The following is a 23407-nucleotide window of genomic DNA, read 5'->3' as shown; positions in this document are numbered from 1 at the left end:
GCGACGCGCGGTGCGGCGCGGGCGGCCGCCGCCGAGGCGACAATGTCCCCGCACCCTGGCCCAGCAACCCCGCCCAGCAGCCCGCCCGGCACCCCGCCCGGCATCCCACGCCGGAGCGGACGACCAGCAGGAGGATCCGTGGAACGCGCACCGCGCATCGCGATGCTGTCGGTGCACACCTCGCCGCTGGAGCAGCCCGGCACGGGCGACGCGGGCGGCATGAACGTCTACGTGCTCGAGCTGTCGCGCGCGCTCGCGGCCCGCGGCGCGCGCGTCGAGATCTTCACGCGCGCCACCTCGTCGGACCTGCCCGAGAACGTCGTCCTGCCCGGCGTCGAGGCCGACGGCACGCCCCTGACGATCGAGGACTCGCCCGAGCGCGTGCGCGACGTGCTCACCGCGTGCGACGTGCCCGCCGGGGTCGTCCCGCCCGTGGTCGTGCACCACGTGCCCGCGGGCCCGTTCGAGCGGCTCGACAAGAACGACCTGCCGGGCGTGCTGTGCGGCATGGCCGCGGGCGTCCTGCGGTGGGAGGCCGCGCGGCGGCCCGGCTGGTACGACGTCGTGCACTCGCACTACTGGCTCTCGGGGCAGGTCGGTGCGATCGCCGCCGACCGCTGGGAGGTGCCGCTCGTGCACACCGCGCACACCCTGGCCAAGGTCAAGAACGCGTCGCTCGCGCCCGGGGACCAGCCCGAGCCGCCCGCGCGCGTGCTCGGCGAGGAGCAGGTGGTCGCCGACGCCGACGCGCTCGTCGCGTCCACGCCCGCCGAGGCCGCCGAGCTCGTCGAGCTGTACGGCGCCGACCCCGCGCGCGTGCACGTCGTCGAGCCCGGGGTGGACCTCGAGCGCTTCGCCCCCGTCCCGCCCGCCGAGCGTGCCGCCGCCCGGGCCGCGCTCGGACTGCCCGCGGACCGCGACGTCGTGCTGTTCGCCGGGCGCGTGCAGCCGCTCAAGGCCCCCGACGTGCTGGTCCGCGCGCTCGGGGGGCTGCGCGAGACCGGCCGCCCGGTGCCGCTGCTCGTCGTGCTCGGCGGTCCGTCGGGCCGGACCACCGCGGTCCGCGAGCTCGAGGCGCTCGCGGAGATCACGGGCGTCGGCGACTCGCTCGTCGTGCGTCCGCCCGCCGCCCGGGACGAGCTCGCGGGTTGGTACCACGCGGCCGACCTGGTCGCGATGCCGTCGCGCTCCGAGTCGTTCGGCCTCGTCGCGGCCGAGGCGCAGGCCGCGGGCGTGCCGGTCGTCGCCGCGGCCGTCGGTGGGCTGCGCAGCATCGTCGACGACGGCGTCTCCGGGATGCTCGTGCGCGGGCACGACCCGCGGCGCTGGGCCGGGGTGCTCGCCGACACGCTCGCCGACCGGGACCGGCTCGCGGAGTTCGGCACCGCCGCCCGGCGGTCCGCCGAGCGGTTCGGCTGGGAGAGCGCCGCGGACCAGCTGCTCAAGGTCTACGCGGTCGCCCGCGAGGCCCGCGGCGCGCGCGCCCAGGGCTGACCGCGCGCTCGTCGTACCCGCGCCCCCGAGCGTGCCCGGGGGACGGACGTCCCTGCGACCCCCGCGGCGTGCTGAGGCAGGATGGGCACATGACGTACACCCTGGTGCTGCTCCGCCACGGCGAGAGCGAGTGGAACGCGAAGAACCTCTTCACCGGCTGGGTCGACGTGGCCCTCTCGGAGAAGGGCGTCGAGGAGGCGAAGCGCGGCGGTGCGCTCCTCAAGGACGCCGGCATCCTCCCGGACGTCGTGCACACCTCGCTCCTGCGCCGGGCCATCACCACCGCGAACCTCGCGCTCGACGCCGCGGACCGGCACTGGATCCCGGTGAAGCGCTCGTGGCGCCTCAACGAGCGCCACTACGGCGCGCTGCAGGGCAAGGACAAGAAGCAGACGCTCGAGGAGTTCGGCGAGGAGCAGTTCATGCTCTGGCGCCGCTCGTACGACGTCCCGCCGCCCGCGATCGAGCCCGGCTCGGAGTTCTCGCAGGACACGGACCCGCGCTACGCCGGTGAGCCGGTCGTGCTGACCGAGTGCCTCAAGGACGTCCTCGAGCGCGAGATGCCGTACTGGGAGTCGGGCATCGTGCCGGACCTGCAGGCCGGCAAGACCGTCCTGGTCGCCGCGCACGGCAACTCGATCCGCGCGCTCGTGAAGTTCCTCGACGACATCGACGACGACACGATCTCCGGACTCAACATCCCCACGGGCATCCCGCTGGTGTACGAGCTCGACGACGACTTCAAGCCGGTCGTCAAGGGCGGCACGTACCTCGACCCGAACGCCGCCGCGGCCGCCATCGCCGCGGTCGCCAACCAGGGCCGCTGACCCCATCCGCCGAAGGGCCGTCCCCGAGTGGGGCGGCCCTTCGCCGTCCCCCGCCCCGGCCGGCGGCCGGTACCGCACGGCCGAGGGTGCGCGACGGCAAGATCCGGGCAGCGGGGGACAGAGGGTGGGCAGGTGCACCCCGAGGAGAGGCCGGCCCATGAGCTCGTCGACGACCCAGGAGCGGGCCCCCGCTCGCACGGAGCCCCACCGGACGCGCGGCGCGTTCGTCGCCGCGAGCGTGGTGGTCGCCGTCGTGGCGGTGGTCGCTTTCCTCACCGCGGCCGGTGCCGGGCCGACCTGCCCGGCGGTCTTCCCTCCGCCCGAGGGGTGCGAGCCCGAGCGCGGGCTGAGCGCGGTCGTCGCGATCGGCGTCGGGCTCGGCGCGGTGCTCGGCGCCGGGACCCTGGCGCTCACGGCGCGACGGCTGCCCACCAGGGCCCGTGCCGCGATCCTGGTGGGCGTCGTGGCGGCCGGCGTCCTCGCGGTCGCGTGGACCGCCGCCCTGCGCGGCTGACCGCGTCGGCACCGGTCAGGCGCTGGTGGGCAGGTCCTCGACCGTGCCGGTGACCAGGTAGGTGACGCGGCGCGCGACCGAGACGGCGTGGTCGCCGAACCGCTCGTAGTAGCGGCCGAGCAGCGTCACGTCGACGGTCTCCTGCGGCGTACCGGTCCACGCGCCGCCGAGCAGCGCGGTGAACGTGTCCTCGTGCAGGCCGTCGAGCAGGTCGTCGTCGGCCTCGATGCTGCCGGCCAGCGCGACGTCGCGGTTCTCGAGCAGCGTCGTCGTGCGCCGCGCGACGCGCACCGCGGCGTCGTGCATCTGCGCGAACGTCGGTGTGAGCGGCTCGGGCACCGCGTGGCCGGGGTAGCGGCCGCGCGCGACCTGCGCGACGTGCCGCGCGAGGTCGCCCATCCGCTCGAGCGACGAGCTCATCCGCAGCGCGGAGACGACGATGCGCAGGTCGGTCGCGACGGGCTGCTGCTGCGCGAGCAGGAGCACGCAACGCTCGTCGAGGTCGCGCTCCATCGCGTCGATCCCGAGGTCGTCGGCGATGACGGACTCGGCGAGCGCGAGGTCGGCGGTCAGCAGCGCCACACCGGCGTCGGTGACGGCGCGCTCGACCCGGCGGCTCATGGCCACGAGGTCCTCACCGAGCTGGGTGAGCTCGGCGTCGAAGATGTCCCGCATGTCAGTCCTTCCCGTCGGCGGGCACGACGAGGCCCGTCCGGTCGGCGCCCACCGTGACAGACCGAGGTGAACGCCCGGGGCCGCTGCGGTGAACGCGCGGCGGCGGATCGGCGGCCCGGACCGCCGCCATGACCGGCACGACGCGCGCGGACGGCCCGTCTGGGACACGATGGGGGTGCAGGGAGCAGGGGGCTGATCTCCGGAGGTGCCGATGGCGACGTCGTACGGCACGGTGGAGCTCGTCGTGCTCGAGTTCCCGCAGGACGCGATCCCGTCGCCGGTGCGGGAGGAGATCACGCGCCTGGCGCGCCAGCCCCAGGTGCGGTTGATCGACCTCGTGCGCGTGCAGCGCACCGCCGAGGGCGACCTCGAGGTGACCGAGGCCCTCGAGGTCGGGGAGCAGCTCGGTGTGCACGGGCTGGACCTCGTCGGTGCGGGGCTGGTCGGGCAGGAGGACATCGACGAGGTCGGCGAGGGCCTGCGGCCCGGGACCTCGGCGCTCCTCATCGTGGTCGAGCACCTGTGGTCCAAGGGGCTGGTCGCCTCGGTCCGCGACGCCGGCGGGATGCTCCGGTCGACCGAGCGGATCCCGCACGACGTGGTCGCGGCGGTCATCGAGGGGCCGCCCGCGCGCTGACGGCGGCGGGCGCGGTGAACGCACGGTGAACGCTGGACGAGCGTCTGGCAGCGGGGGCGTCGCGCGGCCGTTGCGCCCCGCTGGTCACGCCTAGGGTGGAGGCGTGAACGACGGGACGGGGCTCACGCCGCTCGTGATCGGGCTGCTCGGCGTGCTCGTCGGGCTCGGCTCGGTGCTCGCGTTCCGGTGGAGCGAGCGCACGCAGCGCACGGCACCGGCGCAGCCCGAGCCGGAGGTCGACGACGGGCTGGTGCGCACGCTCGCCGTGCTGCGCTCGGCGGCGGTCGTGCTCGACGCGTCCGACGAGGTGGTGCGGGCGAGCGCGCCCGCGTACGCGCTCGGATTGGTGCGCAACGGCCGCATCGCGCCGCCGGCGATCCGGGACCTGGTCGCGCAGGTCCGCCGTGACGGCGTGATCCGCGACGAGGAGCTCGAGGTCGACCGCCCCGTGGGGCGCGGCACGTCGCTCGTGCAGGTGCGCGTCGCGCAGGTCAGCGACCGGCACCTGGTCGTCCTCGCGGAGGACCTCACGCAGGCGCGGCGCCTCGAGGCGGTGCGTCGCGACTTCGTCGTGAACGTGTCCCACGAGCTCAAGACGCCCGTGGGGGCGCTGTCGTTGCTCGCGGAGACCGTCCAGGACGCGGCGGACGACCCGGAGGCGGTGCGCCGGTTCGCGGGGCGCATGCAGTCGGAGGCGCAGCGGCTGTCGTCGCTCGTGCACGAGATCATCGAGCTGTCCCGCCTGCAGGTCGCGGGCGCGCTCGGGCCACTGTCGACGGTGGACCTCGACGCGGTGGTCGCGGAGGCCGTGGACCGGGCGCGGACCGCGGCGACCGCGAAGAGCGTGCGGCTCGAGGTGGGCGGCGCCACGGGCGTGCACCTGTTCGGCAACCACGACCTGCTGGTGACCGCGGTGCGCAACCTCGTCGACAACGCCGTGGCGTACTCGGGTGAGGCGTCGCACGTGGGGATCGGGGTGCGCGAGGTCGGCGACCTCGTCGAGATCGCGGTGGTCGACCAGGGCATCGGGATCCCCGCCGCGGACCAGGAGCGCGTGTTCGAACGGTTCTACCGCGTGGACGCGGCGCGCTCGCGCGAGACCGGCGGCACGGGTCTCGGGCTGTCGATCGTCAAGCACGTCGCGGCGGACCACGGCGGCGACGTCACCGTGTGGTCGCAGCCCGGCCGCGGTTCGACGTTCACGATCCGGCTGCCCCGCGTCCCCGACGAGCAGCAGGACCAGGACCCGCACGACCAGCACCCGCAGGACCAGCACCTGCACGACCAGACGAGCCCCGACGAGGGAGAGCACGTGCCGCACCGGAGCGCCTCATGACCCGCATCCTCGTGGTCGAGGACGAGGAGTCCTACCGCGACCCCCTGACGTACGCGCTGCGGCGCGAGGGCTTCGAGGTGGTCGAGGCCGCGACCGGTCCCGAGGCGCTCGCGCAGTTCGACGCGCACGGTGCGGACCTCGTGCTGCTCGACCTGATGCTCCCGGGCCTGCCCGGCACGGAGGTGTGCCGGACGCTGCGCACGACGAGCGACGTGCCCGTCATCATGCTGACCGCCAAGGACGACGAGATCGACAAGGTCGTCGGCCTCGAGCTCGGCGCCGACGACTACGTGACCAAGCCGTACTCGTCGCGCGAGCTCGTCGCGCGCATCCGCGCCGTGCTGCGCCGCCGCTCGTCGTCGGCCGCGTCCGCCGCGCCCGCGCCGGACGACGAGGACGACGACGTGCTGGTCTCGGGTCCCGTGCGGCTCGACGTGGACCGGCACACCGTCCACGTGCACGACGAGCTCGTCGCGTTCCCGCTCAAGGAGTTCGAGCTGCTCGAGCTGCTGCTGCGCAACGCGGGCCGCGTGCTCACGCGCGGCCAGCTCATCGACCGCATCTGGGGCTCGGACTACGTGGGCGACACCAAGACCCTCGACGTCCACGTCAAGCGCGTGCGCGCGAAGATCGAGCCGGACCCGGCCGAGCCGCGCCTGCTCGTGACGGTCCGGGGCCTGGGCTACAAGCTCGAGGACCTGCCCGCGCAGCCCTGAGCAGGGGATCGTCGGCCAGCGTTCACCCGGGGTTCACCCGGTGCCCGGGGAGCGGTCACGTCCAGGCGGCAACCTTCCGGTGCGCGCACACCCCGGTGCGCACCTGATCGAAGGACGGACCCACTGTGAAGCTCTCCCTCCACGGCCGCGTGGGCGCGGTCGCCCTCGTCGGCGCACTCGCCCTGTCGCTCGCGGCCTGCGGATCGGACGACCCGCTCGACACCGCCGCCTCGGGCGCGCCCGGTGCCGGCGAGACGACGTCCGGCGAGACGAGCACCCTGTCCGGTGAGCTCGACGGCGCGGGTGCGTCGTCGCAGGAGAAGGCCATGGACGCCTGGCGCGCCGGCTTCCAGACGAGCAACCCGGACGTGACCGTCAACTACGACCCGGTCGGCTCGTCCGGCGGTCGTCAGCAGTTCATCGACGGCGGCGTGGACTGGGCCGGCTCGGACTCGGCGCTCAAGCCCGAGGAGATCGAGGCCGCGGCCGCGCGCTGCGAGGCCATCGACATCCCCGTGTACATCTCGCCCATCGCGATCACGTTCAACCTCGAGGGCGTCACCGAGCTCAAGCTCGCGCCCGCGACCGTCGCGAAGATCTTCCGCGGCGACATCACGTCGTGGGACGACGCGGCGATCAAGGCCGACAACCCCGACGTCGAGCTCCCGGCGCTGACGATCACGCCCGTGCACCGCGCGGACGGCTCGGGCACCACGAAGAACTTCACCGACTACCTCAACAAGGCGGCCGGTGACGTGTGGACCGACGAGGGCGCCGACGACTGGCCCATCCAGGGCGGCGAGTCCGGCACGGGCACCTCGGGCCTGGTCCAGGCGGTCCAGGCCGCGCAGGGCACGATCGGCTACGCCGACGAGTCCGCGGTCCCGGCCGAGCTCGGCAAGGTCAGCGTCAAGGTCGGCGACGCGTTCGTCGCCCCGTCGGCCGAGTCGGCCGCCGCGGCGCTCGCGGCCTCCCCGCGGGACGAGGAGCGCGGCGAGCACGACATCGCCGTGAAGGTCGACCGCACGACGACCGCGGCCGGCGCCTACCCGGTGATCCTCGTGTCGTACGCGGTCGCGTGCCTCACCTACGACGACCAGGAGACCGCTGACCTGGTCAAGGGTCTGCTCGGCTACGTGGTGAGCGAGGAGGGCCAGGCCGCCGCGCAGACCGCCGCCGGCTCGGCCCCGCTGCCCGCCGAGCTCGCGGCCGACGCGAAGGCCGCGGTCGACGCGATCAGCGTCGGCTGACGCAAGGAGTCGGTGGCCGGCCTGTCCCGGGGGGGACGCGGGCCGGCCACCGACGACCGTGCGGGGGTGAGCCCCCCGGTCCCCCCACCAGTCCTCCCCGTGACCAGGAGTCTCACGTGACTGCCATCACCAGCCCCGCACCGCCGGGGACCGAGCCGGGTGGCCTCCCGGACGCCGAGCGCCGCACGCCGCGCCGCCGCCCGCGCGCGCAGCGCGTCGTCGAGCGCGGCGCGAGCCGCGTGTTCCGGTGGACCGCGACCGGCGCAGGCGCGCTGATCCTGATCGTCCTCGCCGCCGTCGCGGTGTTCCTCGTGCTCAAGGCGATGCCCGCGATGACCGCGTCGTCCGACGAGCTCGTCGACGGCGTGAGCTTCATGCGCGGCTCGTCGTCGCTGCTCGACTACGTCGGGCCGCTCGTGTTCGGCACGGTGCTCGCGGCGCTGCTCGCGCTGCTGCTCGCCGTCCCCGTCTCGATCGCGATCGCGCTGTTCATCTCGCACTACGCGCCGCGCCGCCTGGCCGCGGGCCTCGGCTACGTCGTGGACCTGCTGGCCGCGGTGCCGTCCGTGGTGTTCGGGCTGTGGGGTGCGATCGTCCTCGCGCCCGCGGTGCAGCCGCTGTGGGCGTGGCTCGGCGAGAACCTGGGCTGGGTGCCGCTGTTCGGCGGGACCGTCTCGCCCACGGGGCGCGTCATCGCGACCGTCGCGGTGGTGCTCGCGGTGATGATCCTGCCGATCATCACGGCCGTGAGCCGCGAGGTGTTCCTGCAGACGCCGCGGCTGCACGAGGAGGCCGCGCTCGCGCTCGGCGCGACGCGCTGGGAGATGATCCGCATGACCGTGCTGCCGTTCGGGCGCTCGGGCGTCGTGTCCGCCGCGATGCTGGGCCTCGGCCGCGCGCTCGGCGAGACCATGGCCGTGCTGATGATCATCTCGCAGGGCTTCCTGTACAGCTTCCTGCTGCTCGCCGCGGGGCAGCAGCAGACCATCGCGGCGAACATCGCCGCGCAGTTCCCCGAGGCGAGCGACCTCGGGATGTCGGTGCTGATCGCCACGGGTCTCGCGCTGTTCGTCATCACGCTCGTCGTCAACATGTCGGCCCGCGCGATCGTCGCGCGGCGCAAGGACTTCTCGGGAGCCAACTGATGGCCGCCACCGACACCCGCACCCCGGGCCCCGCCGGTCCGGGCGCCGGCTCCGAGCTCGCGACGCTGCTGCGGCAGGTCGACCCGCGCCGCCGCCGGACCGACCTGCTCATGCGCGTCGTCATCACCGGTGCGTTCGCGCTCGCGATGATCCCGCTCGTCTCGGTCGCGTGGACGGTCGTCTCGCACGGCGTCGAGCGGTTCGACGCGTACTTCCTGACGCACTCGATGCGCGGCGTGTTCGGCGGCGTCGACGCGGGCGGGATCTACCACGCGATCATCGGCACGGTCGAGATCACCGCGCTCGCGGCGCTGATCTCGGTGCCGATCGGCCTGCTCACCGCGATCTACCTCGTCGAGTACGGCCGCGGGACGCTCGCACGCGCGGTGACGTTCTTCGTCGACGTCATGACGGGCATCCCGTCGATCGTCGCCGGCCTGTTCGCGTACGCGCTGTTCGCCGTGATCCTCGGCCCGGGCATCCGGATGGGTGTCGTCGGGTCGGTCGCGCTGTCGGTGCTCATGATCCCCGTGGTCGTGCGCTCGAGCGAGGAGATGCTGCGGCTCGTGCCGAACGAGCTGCGCGAGGCCGCGCTCGCCCTCGGTGTGCCGCGCTGGCTCGTCGTGGTCAAGGTCGTGCTGCGCACCGCCGTCGCGGGGATCGTCACGGGCGTGATGATCGCGATCGCACGCATCATCGGCGAGACCGCGCCGCTGCTGATCACGGTCGGCGTCGCCGACTCGATCAACTTCAACCTGTTCGAGGGCCGCATGATGACGCTGCCGGTGTACGTGTACCGGCAGTTCCAGCAGGGCCTCATCCCGTGCTCGGCGCAGGACACCGCCTGCATCGCGACCGTCACCTACGACCGCGCGTGGGCCGCGGCACTGACGCTGATCCTCGTCGTCATGCTGCTCAACCTCGTCGCGCGCCTCGTCACCCGCCTCTTCGCACCCAAGACCACCGTCTGAGGACCCCCCCATGGCACAGCGCATCGACGTCAAGGACCTGAACATCTACTACGGCGACTTCCGCGCCGTCGGCGACGTGGAGATGAGCGTCGAACCGCGCTCGGTCACCGCGTTCATCGGCCCGTCGGGCTGCGGCAAGTCGACCTTCCTGCGCACCCTGAACCGCATGCACGAGGTGATCCCCGGCGCGCGCGTCGAGGGCCGCGTGGAGATCGACGGCGTGGACCTGTACGCGCCCGACGTCGACCCCGTCGCGGTGCGCCGCCAGGTCGGCATGGTGTTCCAGCGCCCCAACCCGTTCCCGACGATGTCCATCGCCGAGAACGTGCTCGCGGGCGTCCGCCTCAACAACCGCCGCATGTCCAAGGGCGACGCGCAGGACCTCGTCGAGGAGTCGCTGCGCGGCGCGAACCTGTGGAACGAGGTCAAGGACCGGCTCGACCGGCCCGGCTCGGGCCTGTCGGGCGGGCAGCAGCAGCGCCTGTGCATCGCCCGGGCGATCGCGGTCAAGCCGCAGGTGCTGCTCATGGACGAGCCGTGCTCGGCGCTCGACCCCATCTCGACGCTCGCGATCGAGGACCTGATCGCGGAGCTCAAGACGGACTACACGATCGTGATCGTCACGCACAACATGCAGCAGGCCGCGCGCGTGTCCGACCGCACCGCGTTCTTCAACCTCGCGGGGCAGGGGCAGCCGGGGCAGCTCGTCGAGATCGACGACACGTCGGTGATCTTCTCGGCACCGCGCGAGCAGGCCACCGAGGACTACATCTCGGGCCGGTTCGGCTGACGGGCCCCGTCCGGCCGACGTGCTCGTCGGCCGGACGAGTCCGACTGACGAGCCGGCCCGGCGTCAGGGGGACGGGCCGGCGTCAGGGGGACAGCGTCAGTGGGGCAGCGTCAGGGGGTCGGCAGGAGCGTCGCGTAGTCGGGCAGCGTGCCGTCGAGCACGGGGACCTGGACGGCGGTCGAGCCGGCCGTGTCCACGTCGATGCCGACGAGCGCGACGCCGCCCGGCGCGGCGGGTGTCTGCGAGACGCGCACGTCGACCTTCGTGTCGTCCTCGTCGCTGCCCAGGCTGCCGGTGAGCAGCACGGTGCCGCGTGCGGGGACGTCGACGGTCGTCGCGTCGGCGGCGGGGGCCGCGTCGCCTCCCTCGCCGGGGGCGCCGAACGTCACGGTGACCGTGACCCCGTCCGCGCCGGTGTTGGTCAGCGCGCCGAGCAGCACGCCCTCCTCGCCCTCGGCCGCGCTCAGGATCATCAGGTTCGACGCACGCACGTCGCCCAGGCGGACCGAGACGCCGTCGGAGGCGTCGTACTGGTCCTGCGTCTGGATCGGGTTCGTCGCGGAGCAGCCGGCGAGCACGAGAGCGGCGGCGAGGCCGGTCGCCGCGACGGCGGCGCGGGCCCGGCGGGACCGAAGGGGCCGGAGGGACCGAGGGGACCGACGGGAATGGTGCGAGTTCACGATGACTCCTGCGGACGGGACGGCCGGTGCGGCGCTCGGGCGGTCCGGGCGTCCCACGCGAGGCTCGCGGGACCGTCGTGGAGCGGGGTCAGCCTATCGGGCGGTGGCGGCCCGGAGGCGTCCGGACGGGCGCGGTCGGGACCTTCGGCCCTCGCGCGTGCGTGAGACCGGCCACACCATCGGGGACGAAGGTGTCGACGGCGGGGGTGCCTGGGCCCTTCGGTGTGCGGGAGAGGCGGCCGGGCCCGTCGGAGGACTGTCCGGCCGCCCTACCTGGGCGCACGTCCGGGATGCCGCGTCGCCCCCCGCGCGCGGGCGCGCGCGGTCCTGCAAGCCTCTGACCTGGGACGACGCTCGTCCTGGGGGTACCGCGGCGGCAGCACGGGCCGAAAGGGGCCGAAATATACCGTGCTAGGATGGGCCGCCTGCGAAAGGGGACACCTGCAGATGACTTTCACGGTTGGGGAGACTGTCGTCTACCCGCACCACGGTGCAGCGTTGATCGAAGAGATCAAGACCCGGACCATCCGCGGCGAGGACAAGATCTACCTCAAGCTCAAGGTCGCCCAGGGCGACCTGACCATCGAGGTCCCTGCCGAGAACGTCGATCTCGTGGGTGTTCGCGACGTCGTCGGCCAGGAGGGCCTGGACCGCGTGTTCGAGGTCCTGCGCGCTCCGTACACGGAGGAGCCGACCAACTGGTCGCGCCGGTACAAGGCGAACCTCGAGAAGCTCGCGTCGGGTGACGTCATCCGCGTCGCGGAGGTCGTCCGCGACCTCTCGCGCCGTGACGCCGACCGCGGGCTGTCCGCGGGCGAGAAGCGCATGCTGGCCAAGGCCCGCCAGATCCTCGTCTCGGAGCTCGCGCTCGCGGAGCACACCGAGGAGGAGAAGGCCGAGGCCATCCTCGACGAGGTCCTCGCCTCCTGACGCCCTCGGGCGTCAGGGCGGGGTTCGTCACGCGCGGGTGCGCGACGTGCTGCGGTGCGTGACGTGCTGCTGCGGCGGGGGACGGGTGGCGGTCGCGTGAGCGTCGTCGCCGTCCTCACGGCTGCCGGGAGCGGATCCCGCCTCGGGCACGCGCTGCCCAAGGCGCTCGTGCCGGTGCGCGGCGAGCCGCTCGTCGTGCACGCCGCGCGGCGGTTGCTCGACGCCCGGGACGCTCGGGGCCCGCTCGTCGACACGGTCGTCGTGACGGCGTCGCCCGAGCACCTCGCGGCGTTCGGCACGGCGTTGGCCGCGCTCACGGTCGACCCGGGCCGGGTGCGGGTCGTGGCCGGGGGAGCGACGCGGCAGGCATCCGTCGCGGCCGGCCTCGCGGCGCTCGTGCCGCCCGCGGGATCCTCGGGCGCAGGGCCGTCGCACACGGCGTCGTCGGACGACGACGAGGCGGCGGACGTGGTGCTGGTGCACGACGCCGCGCGCCCGTTCGTGCCGCCCGAGCTCGTGGCGCGCGTCGTCGCGGCCGTCGAGGCGGGGCACGACGCGGTGGTGCCCGGGCTCCCGGTGACGGACACGGTCAAGCGCGTCGGCGCCGAGCTCGCGGGCGCGGCGCCCGTGGTCGGCACCGTCGAGCGTGCGCAGCTGCGTGCGGTGCAGACGCCGCAGGGCTTCCGGCTGGGTCTGCTGCGCCGCGCGCACGACGAGGCCGCACGGCACGCGCACGACGAGTCGCTCGCGGCGACCGACGACGCGGGGCTCGTCGAGCGGCTGGGCGCGACGGTCGTCGTCGTGCCGGGCGACGAGCGCGCCGCGAAGATCACCACCGCACGCGACCTGCGGGTCGCCGAGCTGTTGGGGGACGCATGACGACAGGCTCCGGGCAGGCCCGGGTCCCGCTGCCGCGCACCGGCATCGGTGTGGACGTGCACGCCTACGACGAGGACCCCGCGCCGGGTGCGGTGCTGCACCTCGCGGGGCTCGAGTGGCCGGGCGAGCGACCGCTCGCGGGGCACTCCGACGCGGACGTGGCCGCGCACGCGGCGGCGGACGCGCTGTTCTCGGCTGCCGCGCAGGGTGACCTGGGCTCGAACTTCGGTACCGCCGACCCGCGCTGGGCCGGGGCGTCGGGGGTGTCGCTGCTCGCCGAGGCGTCGCGCCGGGTGCGCGCGGCCGGGTTCCTGATCGGCAACGTGTCGGTGCAGGTCATCGGCAACCGGCCGAAGCTCGGGCCGCGGCGCGCGGAGGCTCAGGCGGTCCTGTCGATGGCGGTGGGCGCGCCCGTGACCGTCTCGGCGACGACGACCGACGGGCTCGGGCTCACCGGGCGGGGCGAGGGGGTCGCGGCCATCGCGACGGCGCTCGTCGTCCCCCAGGGCTGACGCGCGGGCTCGGGGCCGGCCGGTCGTCGGCGCGCGGTGCTGCCCAGCAGCACGCCCGCGACGACGAGGGCGCCCCACGCGAGCTCGGCCGGTGCGGTGGCCTCGTGCAGCAGGAGCCACGACGAGCCGATGCCGAACACCGGCACGAGCATCGAGAACGGTGCGACGACGCCGGCGGGGTGGCGCGACATGAGCGCGGTCCACACACCCGACCCGCCGACGGTCGCGACGAGCACCGTGAACGCGAGCCCGCCGAGCGCGGCGAGGCCCGTGGGCGTGGTCAGCCCGTCGAACGACGCGGTGATCCGGTCCGGCCCCTCGAGCGTGAGCGACAGCGCGAGCATGGGCACGGGCGGGACGACGGACATCCAGAGCATCAGGCGGAACGACTCGCGCGGTGCCGCGCGCGTCGCGAGCCGGTTCCCGAGGTTGCCGAGCGCCCAGCCCAGGCCGCCGCACAGCGTGAGCAGCACCGGGACGAGCGCTGCACCGCCCTCGAGCCCCGCGCGGTGCAGCGCGATGCCCGTGAGCCCGACCACCGCGACGAGCACCCCCACTGCCTGGCGTGGCGTGACTCGCTCCCGCAGGAGCGCGGCGGCCAGGACCACCGTGAACGGGGCGGACGACTGCAGCACGAGCGACGCCAGCCCGGTCGGCATGCCCGCGTCCATCGCCGCGTACAGGAACACGAACTGCAGCACGCCGAAGCCGGTGCCGTAGAGCAGGAGCCACCGCACGGGGACGCGCGGGCGGGGCACGAGCAGCAGGGTGGGAACGGCGATGACCGCGAACCGCAGCGCGACCGCGAGGAACGGCGGGAACTGCTGCAGCGTGAGGTGGATCGCGGGGAAGTTCAGGCCCCACGTCACGGCGACGAGCAGTGCGAGCAGGCGGTCGCGGGTGGACATGACGACGAGCGTGCGCGTGCCGAGCGTGCAGGACAAGCGAAAAGTCGTGAACCGACGATGTAGCGTTGCTTCATGGACGTGCGGGGACTGCAGGCGCTGCGCGCGGTCGCGACCCAGGGCGGCGTGACCGCCGCGGCCCGGGTGCTGCACCTCACGCCGTCCGCCGTGTCCCAGCAGCTCGCCCACCTCGAGCGCGGCGTGGGCGTCCCGCTCACCGAGCGCGCCGGCCGCGGCGTGCGGCTCACCGCGGCGGGCCGTGCGCTGGCCGATGCGGCGGTCGACGTCGCGGTCGCGGTCGAGCGCGCGGCGGCCGCCGTCGACCGGCTGCGCGCCCACCCGGGCGGGACGGTGCGCGTCAGCGCGTTCGCGAGCGGGGCGCAGCTCCTGCTGCCCGGCCTGCTCGCCCGCGCCGCGGCGCTGCCGGGGGTCGTCGTCGAGTGCTCGGACGACGACGTCGCGCAGGACGCGTTCGTCGCGCTCACCGACGAGATCGACGTGGTGGTCGCGCACCGCGGCGACGACTCCCCGGGCTGGGGGTCCGGCGTCGTCGTGCGGCACCTGCTGCGCGAGCCCCTCGACGTCGCGCTCGCCCCCGCGCACCCCCTCGCGGGGCGCGCCGCGCTCGAACCGCGTGACCTCGCCGACGAGGACTGGGTCGCCGTGCGTGAGGGGTTCCCCGTGGCACGCGTGCTCGACGCGATCGGCGCGCGCGCGGGCGTGACCCCGCGCGTGCGGCACCGCATCAACGACTTCCACGTGGTGGCGGCGCTCGTCGGGGCGGGGCACGGCGTGTCCCTGCTCCCGCGCTACACGTTCGGCGCCGACCCGCGCGTGCGGCTGGTCCCGCTCGCCGGCGTCCGCGCGGGCCGCCACGTGGAGGCCCTGCTGCGCCCCGACCGTGCCGAGCGCCTCGTCGTGCAGCGCGTCCTCGGCGAGCTCGAGGCGCTCGCCGCGAGCCTCACCGCACCCGCCACCTGACGGCCCGCGCCGCGCGGTCCCGGGCGGGAGCGCGCGTCAGGGGAGCAGCACCAGCTTGCCGCGCGCGTGGCCCGCCCGGGAGTCGGCGTGCGCCTGCGCGACGTCCTCCAAGGGGTAGGTGCGCGTCACGTGCACGTCGAGCGTGCCGTCGGTCGCGAGCTCGACGAGCTGCGCGCGCGCCGCCTCGCGGACCTCGGTGCCCGGGTCGGCCCCGGGCCCGCCGCCGAGGAGCAGGATCCCGAGCTCGCGCGCGCGGGCGAAGCCGGCGATCGTCGCGATGCGTGTGCGGTCCGCGACGAGCTCGACCGAGGTGTCCAGCGCCTCGTCGGACCCGACCGCGTCGATCGCGGTGGTCACCGGGGAGCCGAGCTCGCGCGCCGCGGCCCGGACGCGGTCCGCGAGCGTGCGGCCGTCGGGCGCTGGGTCGGACCCGCTGTCGGACCCGCTGGACCCGCCGTACGCGACGGGGACCGCGCCGAGCGCGCGCAGGTCGTCGTGGCTCGCGGGGGACGCGGTCGCGACGACGCGCGCCCCGCGCAGCTCGGCGAGCTGCACGATCATGCGACCCACCGATCCCGAGCCGCCGTGCACGAGAACCACGTCACCGTGGCCCGTGCGTGTGGCGGTGAGCGCGTGCACCGCGGTGGTGCCGGCGACGAGCAGCGCCGCGGCGGGCGCCCAGCCGAGCGCGCGCGGCTTGCGGACGGTCGCGAGCTCGGGCACGACGAGCCGGCGCGCGTACCCGCCGCGCACGGGCCAGGCCACGACCTCGTCGCCCACCGCGAGCCATCGCACGTTGGGGCCGACGGCCGCGACGACGCCCGCGACCTCGGCACCGAGCCGCATCGGCAGACGCGCCGGGTCGGCGCCCATGGCCCCCGAGTACACCTTCCAGTCGATCGGGTTGACCGCCGCGGCGCGCACGTCGAGCAGGACCTCGCCGGGACCGGGCTCGCCCGCGTCCGCGTCGATCAGGCGGAGGTTCTCGGGGCCGCCGTAGGCGACCGCGGCGACGACTGTGGTCGGGTGCACGGAAGGCAGCGTGCCGCACCCGCCGGAGCGGTACCAGACCTGCGGACGACCGAAACGGGTCAGGACCGGGCGACCACCTGTCCGGGTGACACGAGTCAGGGACGTGGGCCGAAGACGCGCGTGAGGTAGTCGTTGTCGAAGACGCCGTCCGGGTCGGCGGCGGCACGCACGCGCTGCGCGTCCGCGAACCGTGGGTACAGCTCGGCCAGGCGCCGCGCGTCGAGCCAGTGCAGCTTGCCCCAGTGCGGGCGCCCCTCGTGCTCCGCCATGATCCGCTCGACCGCCGAGAAGTAGCGCTGGTACGGCAGACGCCAGTACTGGTGCACCGCCACGTACGCGGTCTCGCGCCCGTGCGCGGTCGACAGCCACACGTCGTCGGCCGCGGCGAACCGCACCTCGCCCGGGAACGGCAGGTGCTCGCCCGACGTCTCGACCCAGCGGTCGATCTCGGCGAGCACGTCACGCAGCGCGGCCCGGGGGACGGCGTACTCCATCTCCCGGAACCGCACGCGACGCGGCGACGCGAAGACCTCGGGCGAGGGCGCCACGTAGCGGCGCGCCGAGAGGCTGCGCGCGGCGAGCTGGTTGATGCGGCGCGTCGCGGCGGGCACCGCGGTCGCGATGCGGTTGGTCACCTCGAACACCGAGTTCGACAGCAGCTCGTCGTCGACCCACCGGCGCACCGGGTTGAGGCCCGGCCCGTCCTGGACGCGGTTGTTGCGCTTGGTCAGCGCGCGCCGCGTGTGCGGGAACCAGTAGAACTCGAAGTGGTCGTTGCCCTCGACCAGGCCGTCCGGGCCGTCGAGCTGCTCGAGCACGTCGTCCAGCGCCCACGGCTCCTCGACGGCCTCGAGCAGGAACGCGGGGACCACCTCGAGCGTGACCGCGGCGAGCACGCCGACCGACCCGAGACCGAGGCGGGCGAGCTCGAACAGCTCGGGCTGCTGCGTGGGCGAGGTCTCGACGACGTCGCCCGCGGCGGTCACGAGGCGCGCGCCGACGACCTGCGTGGCGAGCCCGCCGAGGCGCACGCCGGTGCCGTGCGTCCCGGTGGAGATCGCGCCCGCGATCGACTGCTGGTCGATGTCCCCGAGGTTGCGCATCGCGAGGCCGAGCGCGCCGAGCGCGCCGTTGAGCGCCGCGAGCCGGATGCCCGCGCCGACGGTCACGAGCGCGGAGCCGTCGGCGCGGCGCTCGACGCGCTCGATCGCGTCGAGCGCGTCGAGGTCGAGCAGCACGCCGTCGGTCACCGCGGCGGCCGTGAACGAGTGGCCCGCGCCGACGGCGCGGACGTGGAGGCCCTCGTCGACCGCGCGCGAGACGGCACGCGCCAGCTCGTCGACGTCGCTCGGGCGCTCGCGGCGCACGGGCGTGGACGAGGCGGTGCGCGCCCAGTTGACCCAGCGCGTCGTCTCCATCACTGGCGACTGTGGACTGAACGCTTGTCCAAGTCAAGCGGGACGTCCATGCTTGGCTATCGTGTGTCGCACGGTGGCACACCGGTCGCGGGCGGGGGCCCGGGCCCTGGCCGGTGCAGTGGAGGGGACCGCATGAACCGCATGCCGGTGGCCGAGCGGCGCGAGCAGCTCATCGAGGCCGCGATGACGGTCGCGAGCAGGGACGGGATCGAGGCAGCGACCGTTCGGGCGGTCGCCGCGGAGGCCGGTGTCTCGCTCGGGGTCGTGCACTACTGCTTCCAGGACAAGTCCGAGCTGATGCGTGCGATGGCGCACGCGATCACCGAGCAGAACACCCAGGCCGACCTGTCCGACGTCCCCGAGGGCTCGCCCACCGAGGCCGTCATCGAGGCGGTGGTCACCGCGCTGTGGACGCAGATCACCGCGTCCCGCGGCCCGCAGCTGCTCTCGTACGAGCTCACGACGTCGTCCCTGCGCCACCCCGAGCTGCGCGAGGTCGCGATGGAGCAGTACCGCGGGCAGTGGTCGGCGGCCGAGGCCGTGCTCGAGGAGATCGCACGCATCTCACGCGTCCAGTGGGTCGTCCCGGTGCCGCGCCTCGCCCGCGCGACGGTCGCGGTCGTCGACGGGCTGTCGCTCGCATGGCTCGTCGACGGCGACGACGAGATCGCGCGGCAGACCATCGCGGGGTTCGGCAAGTTCCTCGCGACGCAGGCCGAGCCGCTCGAGCCGGCGGGCATCGAGGAGTGACCGGGACGCTCACGCGGTCCCGCGTCGCCGGGTCCGTCGCGTTCGGTGCCCAGGGGTACGTGCTGGTCACGATCCTCGCGAGCCTGCCCGACGTGAAGGACCGCTACGGCATCGGCGACGACCAGATCACCGCCGCGGTGCTCGGCGTGCTCGTCGCCGCCGCGATCGGCACGGGCATCGCGGACTACGTGAGCCGGCGCTCCGGCAGCCGCGTCGCGCTCGCGGCCGGTCTGGCCGGCATCGGGCTGACCGTCACGCTCGTCGCCGTCGCACCCAGCTATGCGTTCGCCGTGCCCGCGTTCGCGCTGTACGGCCTCGCGCTCGGCATGGTCGACGCGGGCACCAACATGCAGGCCGTCGCCATCCAGCGCGCCTACGGCCGCCCGCTCCTGTCGAGCTTCTACGCGTCCTGGTCCGTCGGAGCGATCATCGCGACCCTCGTGTGCTCCGCGACCGTCGGGCGCTGGTCCGTCGACCCCGTGATGCTCGTGTTCCTGCCCGGCCTGCTCGTCGGGCTCGCCGCCGCCACGCTCGTGCGCCGCGACGGGCTGCGCGTGCACGACGCGGTGGACCCCGCCGACTCCGACCACGTCCGGCTCGTCGGCTCGACCCCCGTCCCGTGGCGTGCGATCACGCTGCTCGGCGTCGCGCTCGTCGCGTTCTACGTGGCCGACAACGCCGCGCAGACGTGGGGCAGCCTCTACGTGCGCGACACGCTCGACGCGGCGGACTGGCTCGGTCCGCTCGCGCTCGGCGCGTACCTCGCGACGACGCTCGGCTCCCGCGTCGTCGGCGACGGCGCCGTGCGGCGGTGGGGGCGCGTGCGCGTCGTGCGCGTCGCGGGGTCGGTCGCCGCGGTCGGGCTGCTGCTCGTCGTCGTCGCGCCCGGTGCCCCCGTCGCGATCGTCGGGTTCGCCGTGGCGGGTGCCGGGCTCGGCCTCGTCGCGCCCCTCGCGTTCGCCGCCGCGGGCGAGCTCGCACCCGAGCACGCCGACGCCGTCGTCGCGCGGCTCAACGTCTTCAACTACGTGGGGACGCTGCTCGGCGCGGTGCTCGTCGGCGCGATCGGCTCGACCAGCACGTTCCGATACGCGTTCCTGGTGCCGGTCGCGGTGTCGCTCGTGATCGTCGCGCTGTCCGGCAGGTTCGACTCGCCGGCGCACGAGGCCGCCCGCCGCGCCGCCGTGCCGACACCGGCACCGGCACCTTCACCGGCACCTGCACCTGCACCTGGGCCTGCACCGGCACCGACGCCGACCCGGCAGGACCAGGGCGTCCGCGTACGCACCAGCGAGGAGACGTCGCATGACGCTCGGTGACCGGCTCGACGCCGCCACGGGCCACCTGCCCGCGCCTCTGGCGGTGGTCGACCTCGACGCGCTCGAGGCCAACGCGAGCGACCTCGTCGCCCGCGCCGCGGGCACACCCGTGCGCGTCGCGTCGAAGTCGGTGCGCGTGCGCGCCGTGCTCGACGCCGTCCTCGCGCGCCCCGGCTTCGCGGGCGTCATGGCGTACTCGGTCCGCGAGGCGGTGTGGCTCGCGCGCGAGGGCGTGACCGACGTGCTCGTCGGGTACCCGAGCGTCGACACGGGCGGGCTCGACGAGCTCGCCGCCGACCCCGTGGCCGCGGCGGCCGTCACGCTCATGGTCGACGACGTCGCGCAGGCCGACCTCGCCGCGAAGGCGGCCGCCGCGCACGGCTCGGCGCTGCGCGTGTGCCTCGACGTCGACGCGTCGCTGCGCGTCGGGCTCGGGCGGCTGCGCGCGCACCTCGGTGTGCGGCGCTCGCCCGTGCACACGCCCGACGACGCCGCCGCGCTCGCGCACGCCGTGGTGCAGCGCGACGGCCTGAGCGTGCGCGGCGTCATGTTCTACGAGGCGCAGGTCGCGGGCATGCCCGACTCGAGCGCCGCCGTCCGCGCGGTCAAGCGCCTGTCGGTGCGCGACCTCGCACGGCGGCGCGGGCTCGTCGTCGACGCGGTCTCGCAGGTCACCGGCGAGCGGCTGGAGCTCGTGAACTCGGGCGGCTCGGGCTCGGTCGAGACGTCCGTGTCGGACCCGACCGTCACCGAGGTCACGGCCGGGTCGGGGCTGTTCGTGCCCACGCTGTTCGACCACTACCGCTCGTTCGAGCCGCGGCCCGCCGCGTTCTTCGGCCTCGACGTCGTCCGTGTCCCGGCGCCGGGGTTCGCGACGACGTTCGGCGGCGGGTACGTCGCGTCCGGTCCGCCGACCGCGTCGCGCCAGCCGCGGCCCGTGTGGCCCGCGGGGCTCGCGCTCACGCCGCGCGAGGGTGCGGGCGAGGTCCAGACCCCGCTGCGCGTGCCCGCACGCGCCGACCTGCGCATCGGGGACCGCGTGTGGTTCCGGCACGCGAAGTCCGGCGAGGTGATGGAGCGGTTCGACCGGGTGCACCTCGTGCGCGGCGAGGCCGTCGAGCGCACCGTGCCCACGTACCGCGGTGAGGGCCGGACGTTCGGCTGACGAGCGGGCCGCCGGTAGCCTTGCCGACGTGAGCCTTCGCCTGTACGACACCGCCACCCGCACGGTGCGCGACTTCGTCCCCCGGGTCACGGGCGAGGTCGGCATCTACCTGTGCGGGGCGACCGTCCAGGCGCCGCCCCACGTCGGGCACGTCCGCTCGGGCGTCGCGTTCGACGTGCTCGTGCGCTGGCTGCGCCGCCAGGGCCAGCGCGTCACGCTCGTGCGCAACGTGACGGACGTCGACGACAAGATCCTCGCGAAGTCCGCGGACGCCGGTGTCGCGTGGTGGGCGTGGGCGATGACGAACGAGCGCGCGTTCACCGCCGCGTACGACGCGCTGGGTGTCCTGCCCCCCACGTACGAGCCCCGCGCGACCGGGCACGTGCCCGCGATGGTCGAGCTCATGAGCACGCTCGTCGAGAAGGGGCACGCCTACCAGGCCGCACCCGGCGACGTGTACTTCGACGTCCGGTCGTTCCCCGAGTACGGCGCGCTGACGCACCAGCCGGTCGACGACATGGTGCCCGCGCCCGACGACGCCCCCACGGGCGGGGCGAAGCGCGACCCGCACGACTTCGCGCTGTGGAAGGCCCCCAAGCCCGGTGAGCCCGAGACCGCGTCGTGGGACACGCCGTTCGGGCGCGGCCGCCCGGGCTGGCACCTCGAGTGCTCCGCGATGGCGGCGCGCTACCTCGGGTCGGAGTTCGACATCCACGGCGGCGGCCTCGACCTGCGCTTCCCGCACCACGAGAACGAGCTCGCGCAGTCCCGCGCGGCCGGTCAGGGCTTCGCGCGTTACTGGCTGCACAACGGCTGGGTCACGCAGGGCGGCGCCAAGATGAGCAAGTCGCTCGGCAACGGGCTGCTCGTCGACCTCGTGCTGCAGACCGTGCGGCCCGTCGTCCTGCGCTGGGCGCTGACCACCGTGCAGTACCGCTCGATGCTCGAGTGGACCGACGACACGCTGCGCGAGGCGGAGGCCACCTGGGACCGCGTCGCCGGGTTCGTCGAGCGGGCCGCCGAGCGCACGGGCACCGCGTCCGCCGACGAGGTCGCGTCCGCGACCCTGCCCGACGAGTTCGTCGCCGCGATGGACGACGACCTCAACGTCCCGGCCGCGCTCGCGGTCGTCCACGAGACCGTGCGCACGGGCAACACCGCGCTCGCCGCGGGCGACTCGCTCGCCACCCGAGACGCGATGGTCATCGTGCGCTCCATGCTCGACGTGCTGGGCCTCGACCCCGGCTCGCCGCAGTGGCGCTCCCACGGCGCCGACGAGCGGTACGCGCACGCGCTCGACGAGCTCGTCGAGGCGCAGCTCGAGGCACGCGCCGCGGCGCGCGCCGCACGCGACTTCGCCACCGCCGACGCGATCCGGGACCGGCTCACCGCCGCCGGCGTCGTCGTCGAGGACTCACCCGCGGGCGCCCGGTGGACGCTCGCACCCCGATCGGAGGACTGATGGCCGGTAACTCCTCGCGTCGCGGCGCGACGCGCAAGGGCGGCAAGAAGGGCTCGTCGGTCGGGACCGGCGGGCACAGCCGCAAGGCGCTCGAGGGCAAGGGCCCGACCCCCAAGGCCGAGGACCGCGTCTACCACGTGGCGCACAAGCGCAAGGTCGCCGCCGAGCGCGTCGCGGGCGGGCGCGGCACGTCCGGGCGCCCCGCGGCCTCCGCGTCGCGGTCCGCCGCGGGCGGCAAGGGCGGGCGCAAGTCGTCGACGCACGAGATCGTCTCCGGGCGGAACTCGGTGCTCGAGGCGCTGCGCACCGGCGTGCCTGTCACCACCGTGTACCTCGCGGCGCGGCTCGAGTCCGACGACCGCACGCGCGAGATCATCTCGATCGTCGCCGACGCCGGCTACCCGCTGCTCGAGGTGTCGCGGCTCGAGCTCGACCGCCTCACCGACGGCGCCGTGCACCAGGGCGTCGCGATCCAGGTGCCGCCGTACCCGTACCGGGACGACGAGGACCTGCTCGACATCGCGGCGTCGAAGGGCGCCCCGGTGCTCGCGGTCGCGCTCGACGGTGTCACCGACCCCCGCAACCTCGGCGCCGTGCTGCGGTCGGCGGGCGCGTTCGGCGCGCACGGCGTGATCGTGCCCGAGCGTCGGGCCGCGGGCGTCACGGCGTCCGCGTGGAAGGTGTCCGCCGGTGCGGCGGCGCGCGTGCCCGTCGCGCGCGTCACCAACCTCGCGCGGACCCTGCAGGAGTGGAAGAAGTCCGGCGTGTTCGTCGTCGGGCTCGACGGCGGCGGGGACGTGGCCGTCGCCGACCTGCCGTACGCGGGCGACCCGCTCGTGCTCGTCGTCGGCTCCGAGGGCAAGGGGCTGTCCCGGCTGGTGCGCGAGCAGTGCGACGCGATCGCGTCGATCCCGATCACCTCGGACGTCGAGTCGCTGAACGCCGGCGTCGCCGCGGGCATCGCGCTGTACGAGGTCGCGCGCCAGCGAGCCTGAGCACGTCGTCGCACGACCCCCGCA

At 74.8% G+C, this 23407-nt stretch carries 23 protein-coding genes and 1 pseudogene; 19 read left to right on the top strand and 5 right to left on the bottom strand.

The window, feature by feature from the left end; genetic code table 11:
* Positions 1-162: 162 nt before the first annotated feature.
* From ACT17Q_RS14195 to ACT17Q_RS14185, 3 genes are all read left to right on the top strand, one after another.
* Entirely contained in the window at positions 163-1494 is a 1332-nt protein-coding gene (locus ACT17Q_RS14195; protein ID WP_444665401.1) for a glycosyltransferase, read from the top strand.
* An 89-nt stretch (positions 1495-1583) separates the two neighbouring features.
* A complete protein-coding gene (locus ACT17Q_RS14190; protein ID WP_141321773.1) occupies positions 1584-2321 on the top strand; it encodes a phosphoglyceromutase in 738 nt (245 codons plus the stop codon).
* A 157-nt stretch (positions 2322-2478) separates the two neighbouring features.
* Positions 2479-2835: a hypothetical protein gene (locus ACT17Q_RS14185; protein WP_268533102.1), complete on the top strand. Its 357-nt coding sequence runs from the start codon at positions 2479-2481 to the stop codon at positions 2833-2835.
* A gap of 15 nt (positions 2836-2850) precedes the next feature.
* Here ACT17Q_RS14185 and phoU read toward each other — a convergent pair whose 3' ends face one another.
* Complete coding sequence (gene phoU / locus ACT17Q_RS14180; RefSeq protein ID WP_444663213.1) at positions 2851-3510, bottom strand: phosphate signaling complex protein PhoU; 660 nt, start codon at positions 3508-3510, stop codon at positions 2851-2853.
* A 211-nt stretch (positions 3511-3721) separates the two neighbouring features.
* Here phoU and ACT17Q_RS14175 point away from each other — a divergent pair, with 211 nt between their 5' ends.
* The 7 genes from ACT17Q_RS14175 (at position 3722) to pstB (ending at position 10355) form a co-directional block, all read left to right on the top strand.
* Positions 3722-4147, top strand: a complete 426-nt coding sequence (locus ACT17Q_RS14175; protein WP_141321767.1) for a DUF6325 family protein — start codon at positions 3722-3724, stop codon at positions 4145-4147.
* A gap of 103 nt (positions 4148-4250) precedes the next feature.
* Complete coding sequence (locus ACT17Q_RS14170) at positions 4251-5483, top strand: sensor histidine kinase (protein WP_444663211.1); 1233 nt, start codon at positions 4251-4253, stop codon at positions 5481-5483.
* Positions 5480-6199: a response regulator transcription factor gene (locus ACT17Q_RS14165; protein WP_141321763.1), complete on the top strand. Its 720-nt coding sequence runs from the start codon at positions 5480-5482 to the stop codon at positions 6197-6199. Before ACT17Q_RS14170 ends, ACT17Q_RS14165 begins: the two co-directional genes overlap by 4 nt.
* A 125-nt stretch (positions 6200-6324) precedes the next feature.
* Positions 6325-7449, top strand: a complete 1125-nt coding sequence (gene pstS, locus ACT17Q_RS14160; RefSeq protein WP_141321761.1) for a phosphate ABC transporter substrate-binding protein PstS — start codon at positions 6325-6327, stop codon at positions 7447-7449.
* 116 nt (positions 7450-7565) lie between these two features.
* Entirely contained in the window at positions 7566-8594 is a 1029-nt protein-coding gene (pstC, locus tag ACT17Q_RS14155; RefSeq protein WP_444663208.1) for a phosphate ABC transporter permease subunit PstC, read from the top strand.
* The gene (gene pstA / locus ACT17Q_RS14150; protein ID WP_094181796.1) at positions 8594-9565 is read left to right on the top strand and encodes a phosphate ABC transporter permease PstA; all 972 of its coding nucleotides are present in this window, start codon (positions 8594-8596) and stop codon (positions 9563-9565) included. The genes pstC and pstA overlap by 1 nt, the downstream gene beginning before the upstream one ends.
* Positions 9566-9575: 10 nt before the next feature.
* Positions 9576-10355, top strand: coding sequence for a phosphate ABC transporter ATP-binding protein PstB (pstB, locus tag ACT17Q_RS14145; RefSeq protein WP_094181797.1), 780 nt, complete (start codon positions 9576-9578; stop codon positions 10353-10355).
* 110 nt (positions 10356-10465) lie between these two features.
* Here the strand turns inward: pstB and ACT17Q_RS14140 are convergent, their stop codons facing one another.
* Positions 10466-11035, bottom strand: a complete 570-nt coding sequence (locus ACT17Q_RS14140; protein WP_444663205.1) for a hypothetical protein — start codon at positions 11033-11035, stop codon at positions 10466-10468.
* Positions 11036-11482: 447 nt separating this feature from the next.
* Between ACT17Q_RS14140 and ACT17Q_RS14135 the strand changes: the two genes are divergently transcribed.
* The 3 genes and pseudogenes from ACT17Q_RS14135 to ACT17Q_RS14125 form a co-directional block, all read left to right on the top strand.
* On the top strand, positions 11483-11965 hold the full coding sequence (locus ACT17Q_RS14135) for a CarD family transcriptional regulator (RefSeq protein ID WP_048341557.1): 483 nt from the start codon (positions 11483-11485) through the stop codon (positions 11963-11965).
* Positions 11966-12061: 96 nt separating this feature from the next.
* A complete protein-coding gene (gene ispD, locus ACT17Q_RS14130; protein WP_444665400.1) occupies positions 12062-12844 on the top strand; it encodes a 2-C-methyl-D-erythritol 4-phosphate cytidylyltransferase in 783 nt (260 codons plus the stop codon).
* Positions 12841-13284: pseudogene (locus ACT17Q_RS14125) on the top strand (2-C-methyl-D-erythritol 2,4-cyclodiphosphate synthase); the annotation flags it as partial. The gene ispD and the pseudogene ACT17Q_RS14125, both read left to right, overlap by 4 nt.
* On the opposite strand, the gene ACT17Q_RS14120 reads toward ACT17Q_RS14125, so the two are convergent.
* On the bottom strand, positions 13224-14264 hold the full coding sequence (locus tag ACT17Q_RS14120; protein WP_444663203.1) for an EamA family transporter: 1041 nt from the start codon (positions 14262-14264) through the stop codon (positions 13224-13226). The pseudogene ACT17Q_RS14125 and the gene ACT17Q_RS14120 overlap by 61 nt on opposite strands.
* A gap of 72 nt (positions 14265-14336) precedes the next feature.
* Here ACT17Q_RS14120 and ACT17Q_RS14115 point away from each other — a divergent pair, with 72 nt between their 5' ends.
* Positions 14337-15242 carry a LysR family transcriptional regulator gene (locus tag ACT17Q_RS14115; RefSeq protein WP_094181799.1) on the top strand — a complete coding sequence of 302 codons (906 nt, stop codon included), beginning with the start codon at positions 14337-14339 and terminating at the stop codon, positions 15240-15242.
* Positions 15243-15278: 36 nt separating this feature from the next.
* Here the strand turns inward: ACT17Q_RS14115 and ACT17Q_RS14110 are convergent, their stop codons facing one another.
* A complete protein-coding gene (locus tag ACT17Q_RS14110) occupies positions 15279-16274 on the bottom strand; it encodes an NADP-dependent oxidoreductase (protein ID WP_444663200.1) in 996 nt (331 codons plus the stop codon).
* Between the two features lie 95 nt (positions 16275-16369).
* A complete protein-coding gene (locus tag ACT17Q_RS14105; RefSeq protein WP_444663198.1) occupies positions 16370-17692 on the bottom strand; it encodes a D-arabinono-1,4-lactone oxidase in 1323 nt (440 codons plus the stop codon).
* A 132-nt stretch (positions 17693-17824) separates the two neighbouring features.
* Here ACT17Q_RS14105 and ACT17Q_RS14100 point away from each other — a divergent pair, with 132 nt between their 5' ends.
* The 5 genes from ACT17Q_RS14100 to rlmB are packed head-to-tail and all read left to right on the top strand — an operon-like array spanning position 17825 to position 23383.
* Positions 17825-18442 carry a TetR/AcrR family transcriptional regulator gene (locus ACT17Q_RS14100; protein WP_444663196.1) on the top strand — a complete coding sequence of 206 codons (618 nt, stop codon included), beginning with the start codon at positions 17825-17827 and terminating at the stop codon, positions 18440-18442.
* The gene (locus tag ACT17Q_RS14095) at positions 18439-19761 is read left to right on the top strand and encodes an MFS transporter (protein WP_444663194.1); all 1323 of its coding nucleotides are present in this window, start codon (positions 18439-18441) and stop codon (positions 19759-19761) included. Before ACT17Q_RS14100 ends, ACT17Q_RS14095 begins: the two co-directional genes overlap by 4 nt.
* Positions 19748-20926 (top strand): alanine racemase, encoded by a 1179-nt coding sequence (locus ACT17Q_RS14090; protein ID WP_141320765.1) that lies wholly within the window; start codon positions 19748-19750, stop codon positions 20924-20926. The genes ACT17Q_RS14095 and ACT17Q_RS14090 overlap by 14 nt, the downstream gene beginning before the upstream one ends.
* A gap of 28 nt (positions 20927-20954) precedes the next feature.
* Positions 20955-22388 (top strand): cysteine--tRNA ligase, encoded by a 1434-nt coding sequence (cysS, locus tag ACT17Q_RS14085; RefSeq protein ID WP_444663192.1) that lies wholly within the window; start codon positions 20955-20957, stop codon positions 22386-22388.
* The gene (gene rlmB, locus ACT17Q_RS14080; protein WP_444663190.1) at positions 22388-23383 is read left to right on the top strand and encodes a 23S rRNA (guanosine(2251)-2'-O)-methyltransferase RlmB; all 996 of its coding nucleotides are present in this window, start codon (positions 22388-22390) and stop codon (positions 23381-23383) included. Before cysS ends, rlmB begins: the two co-directional genes overlap by 1 nt.
* Positions 23384-23407 lie beyond the last annotated feature (24 nt).

This window comes from Cellulomonas sp. CW35, from assembly GCF_052378485.1.
Lineage (GTDB): Bacteria > Actinomycetota > Actinomycetes > Actinomycetales > Cellulomonadaceae > Cellulomonas > Cellulomonas uda.
Note: the sequence above shows the minus strand (reverse complement) of the source record. Positions and strands in the feature narration are given on the sequence as shown.

What these genes read in the sequence shown, in the direction of transcription:
- pstB (WP_094181797.1), top strand. Translation starts at nt 9,576, where the DNA reads ATGGCACAGCGCATCGACGTCAAGGACCTGAACATCTACTACGGCGAC.
- ACT17Q_RS14165 (WP_141321763.1), top strand. Translation starts at nt 5,480, where the DNA reads ATGACCCGCATCCTCGTGGTCGAGGACGAGGAGTCCTACCGCGACCCC.
- ACT17Q_RS14115 (WP_094181799.1), top strand. Translation starts at nt 14,337, where the DNA reads ATGGACGTGCGGGGACTGCAGGCGCTGCGCGCGGTCGCGACCCAGGGC.
- phoU (WP_444663213.1), bottom strand. Translation starts at nt 3,510, where the DNA reads ATGCGGGACATCTTCGACGCCGAGCTCACCCAGCTCGGTGAGGACCTC.
- ACT17Q_RS14175 (WP_141321767.1), top strand. Translation starts at nt 3,722, where the DNA reads ATGGCGACGTCGTACGGCACGGTGGAGCTCGTCGTGCTCGAGTTCCCG.
- ACT17Q_RS14120 (WP_444663203.1), bottom strand. Translation starts at nt 14,264, where the DNA reads ATGTCCACCCGCGACCGCCTGCTCGCACTGCTCGTCGCCGTGACGTGG.
- ACT17Q_RS14105 (WP_444663198.1), bottom strand. Translation starts at nt 17,692, where the DNA reads ATGGAGACGACGCGCTGGGTCAACTGGGCGCGCACCGCCTCGTCCACG.
- ACT17Q_RS14190 (WP_141321773.1), top strand. Translation starts at nt 1,584, where the DNA reads ATGACGTACACCCTGGTGCTGCTCCGCCACGGCGAGAGCGAGTGGAAC.
- ACT17Q_RS14090 (WP_141320765.1), top strand. Translation starts at nt 19,748, where the DNA reads ATGACGCTCGGTGACCGGCTCGACGCCGCCACGGGCCACCTGCCCGCG.
- rlmB (WP_444663190.1), top strand. Translation starts at nt 22,388, where the DNA reads ATGGCCGGTAACTCCTCGCGTCGCGGCGCGACGCGCAAGGGCGGCAAG.
- pstA (WP_094181796.1), top strand. Translation starts at nt 8,594, where the DNA reads ATGGCCGCCACCGACACCCGCACCCCGGGCCCCGCCGGTCCGGGCGCC.
- ACT17Q_RS14195 (WP_444665401.1), top strand. Translation starts at nt 163, where the DNA reads ATGCTGTCGGTGCACACCTCGCCGCTGGAGCAGCCCGGCACGGGCGAC.
- ACT17Q_RS14135 (WP_048341557.1), top strand. Translation starts at nt 11,483, where the DNA reads ATGACTTTCACGGTTGGGGAGACTGTCGTCTACCCGCACCACGGTGCA.
- ACT17Q_RS14185 (WP_268533102.1), top strand. Translation starts at nt 2,479, where the DNA reads ATGAGCTCGTCGACGACCCAGGAGCGGGCCCCCGCTCGCACGGAGCCC.
- ACT17Q_RS14100 (WP_444663196.1), top strand. Translation starts at nt 17,825, where the DNA reads ATGAACCGCATGCCGGTGGCCGAGCGGCGCGAGCAGCTCATCGAGGCC.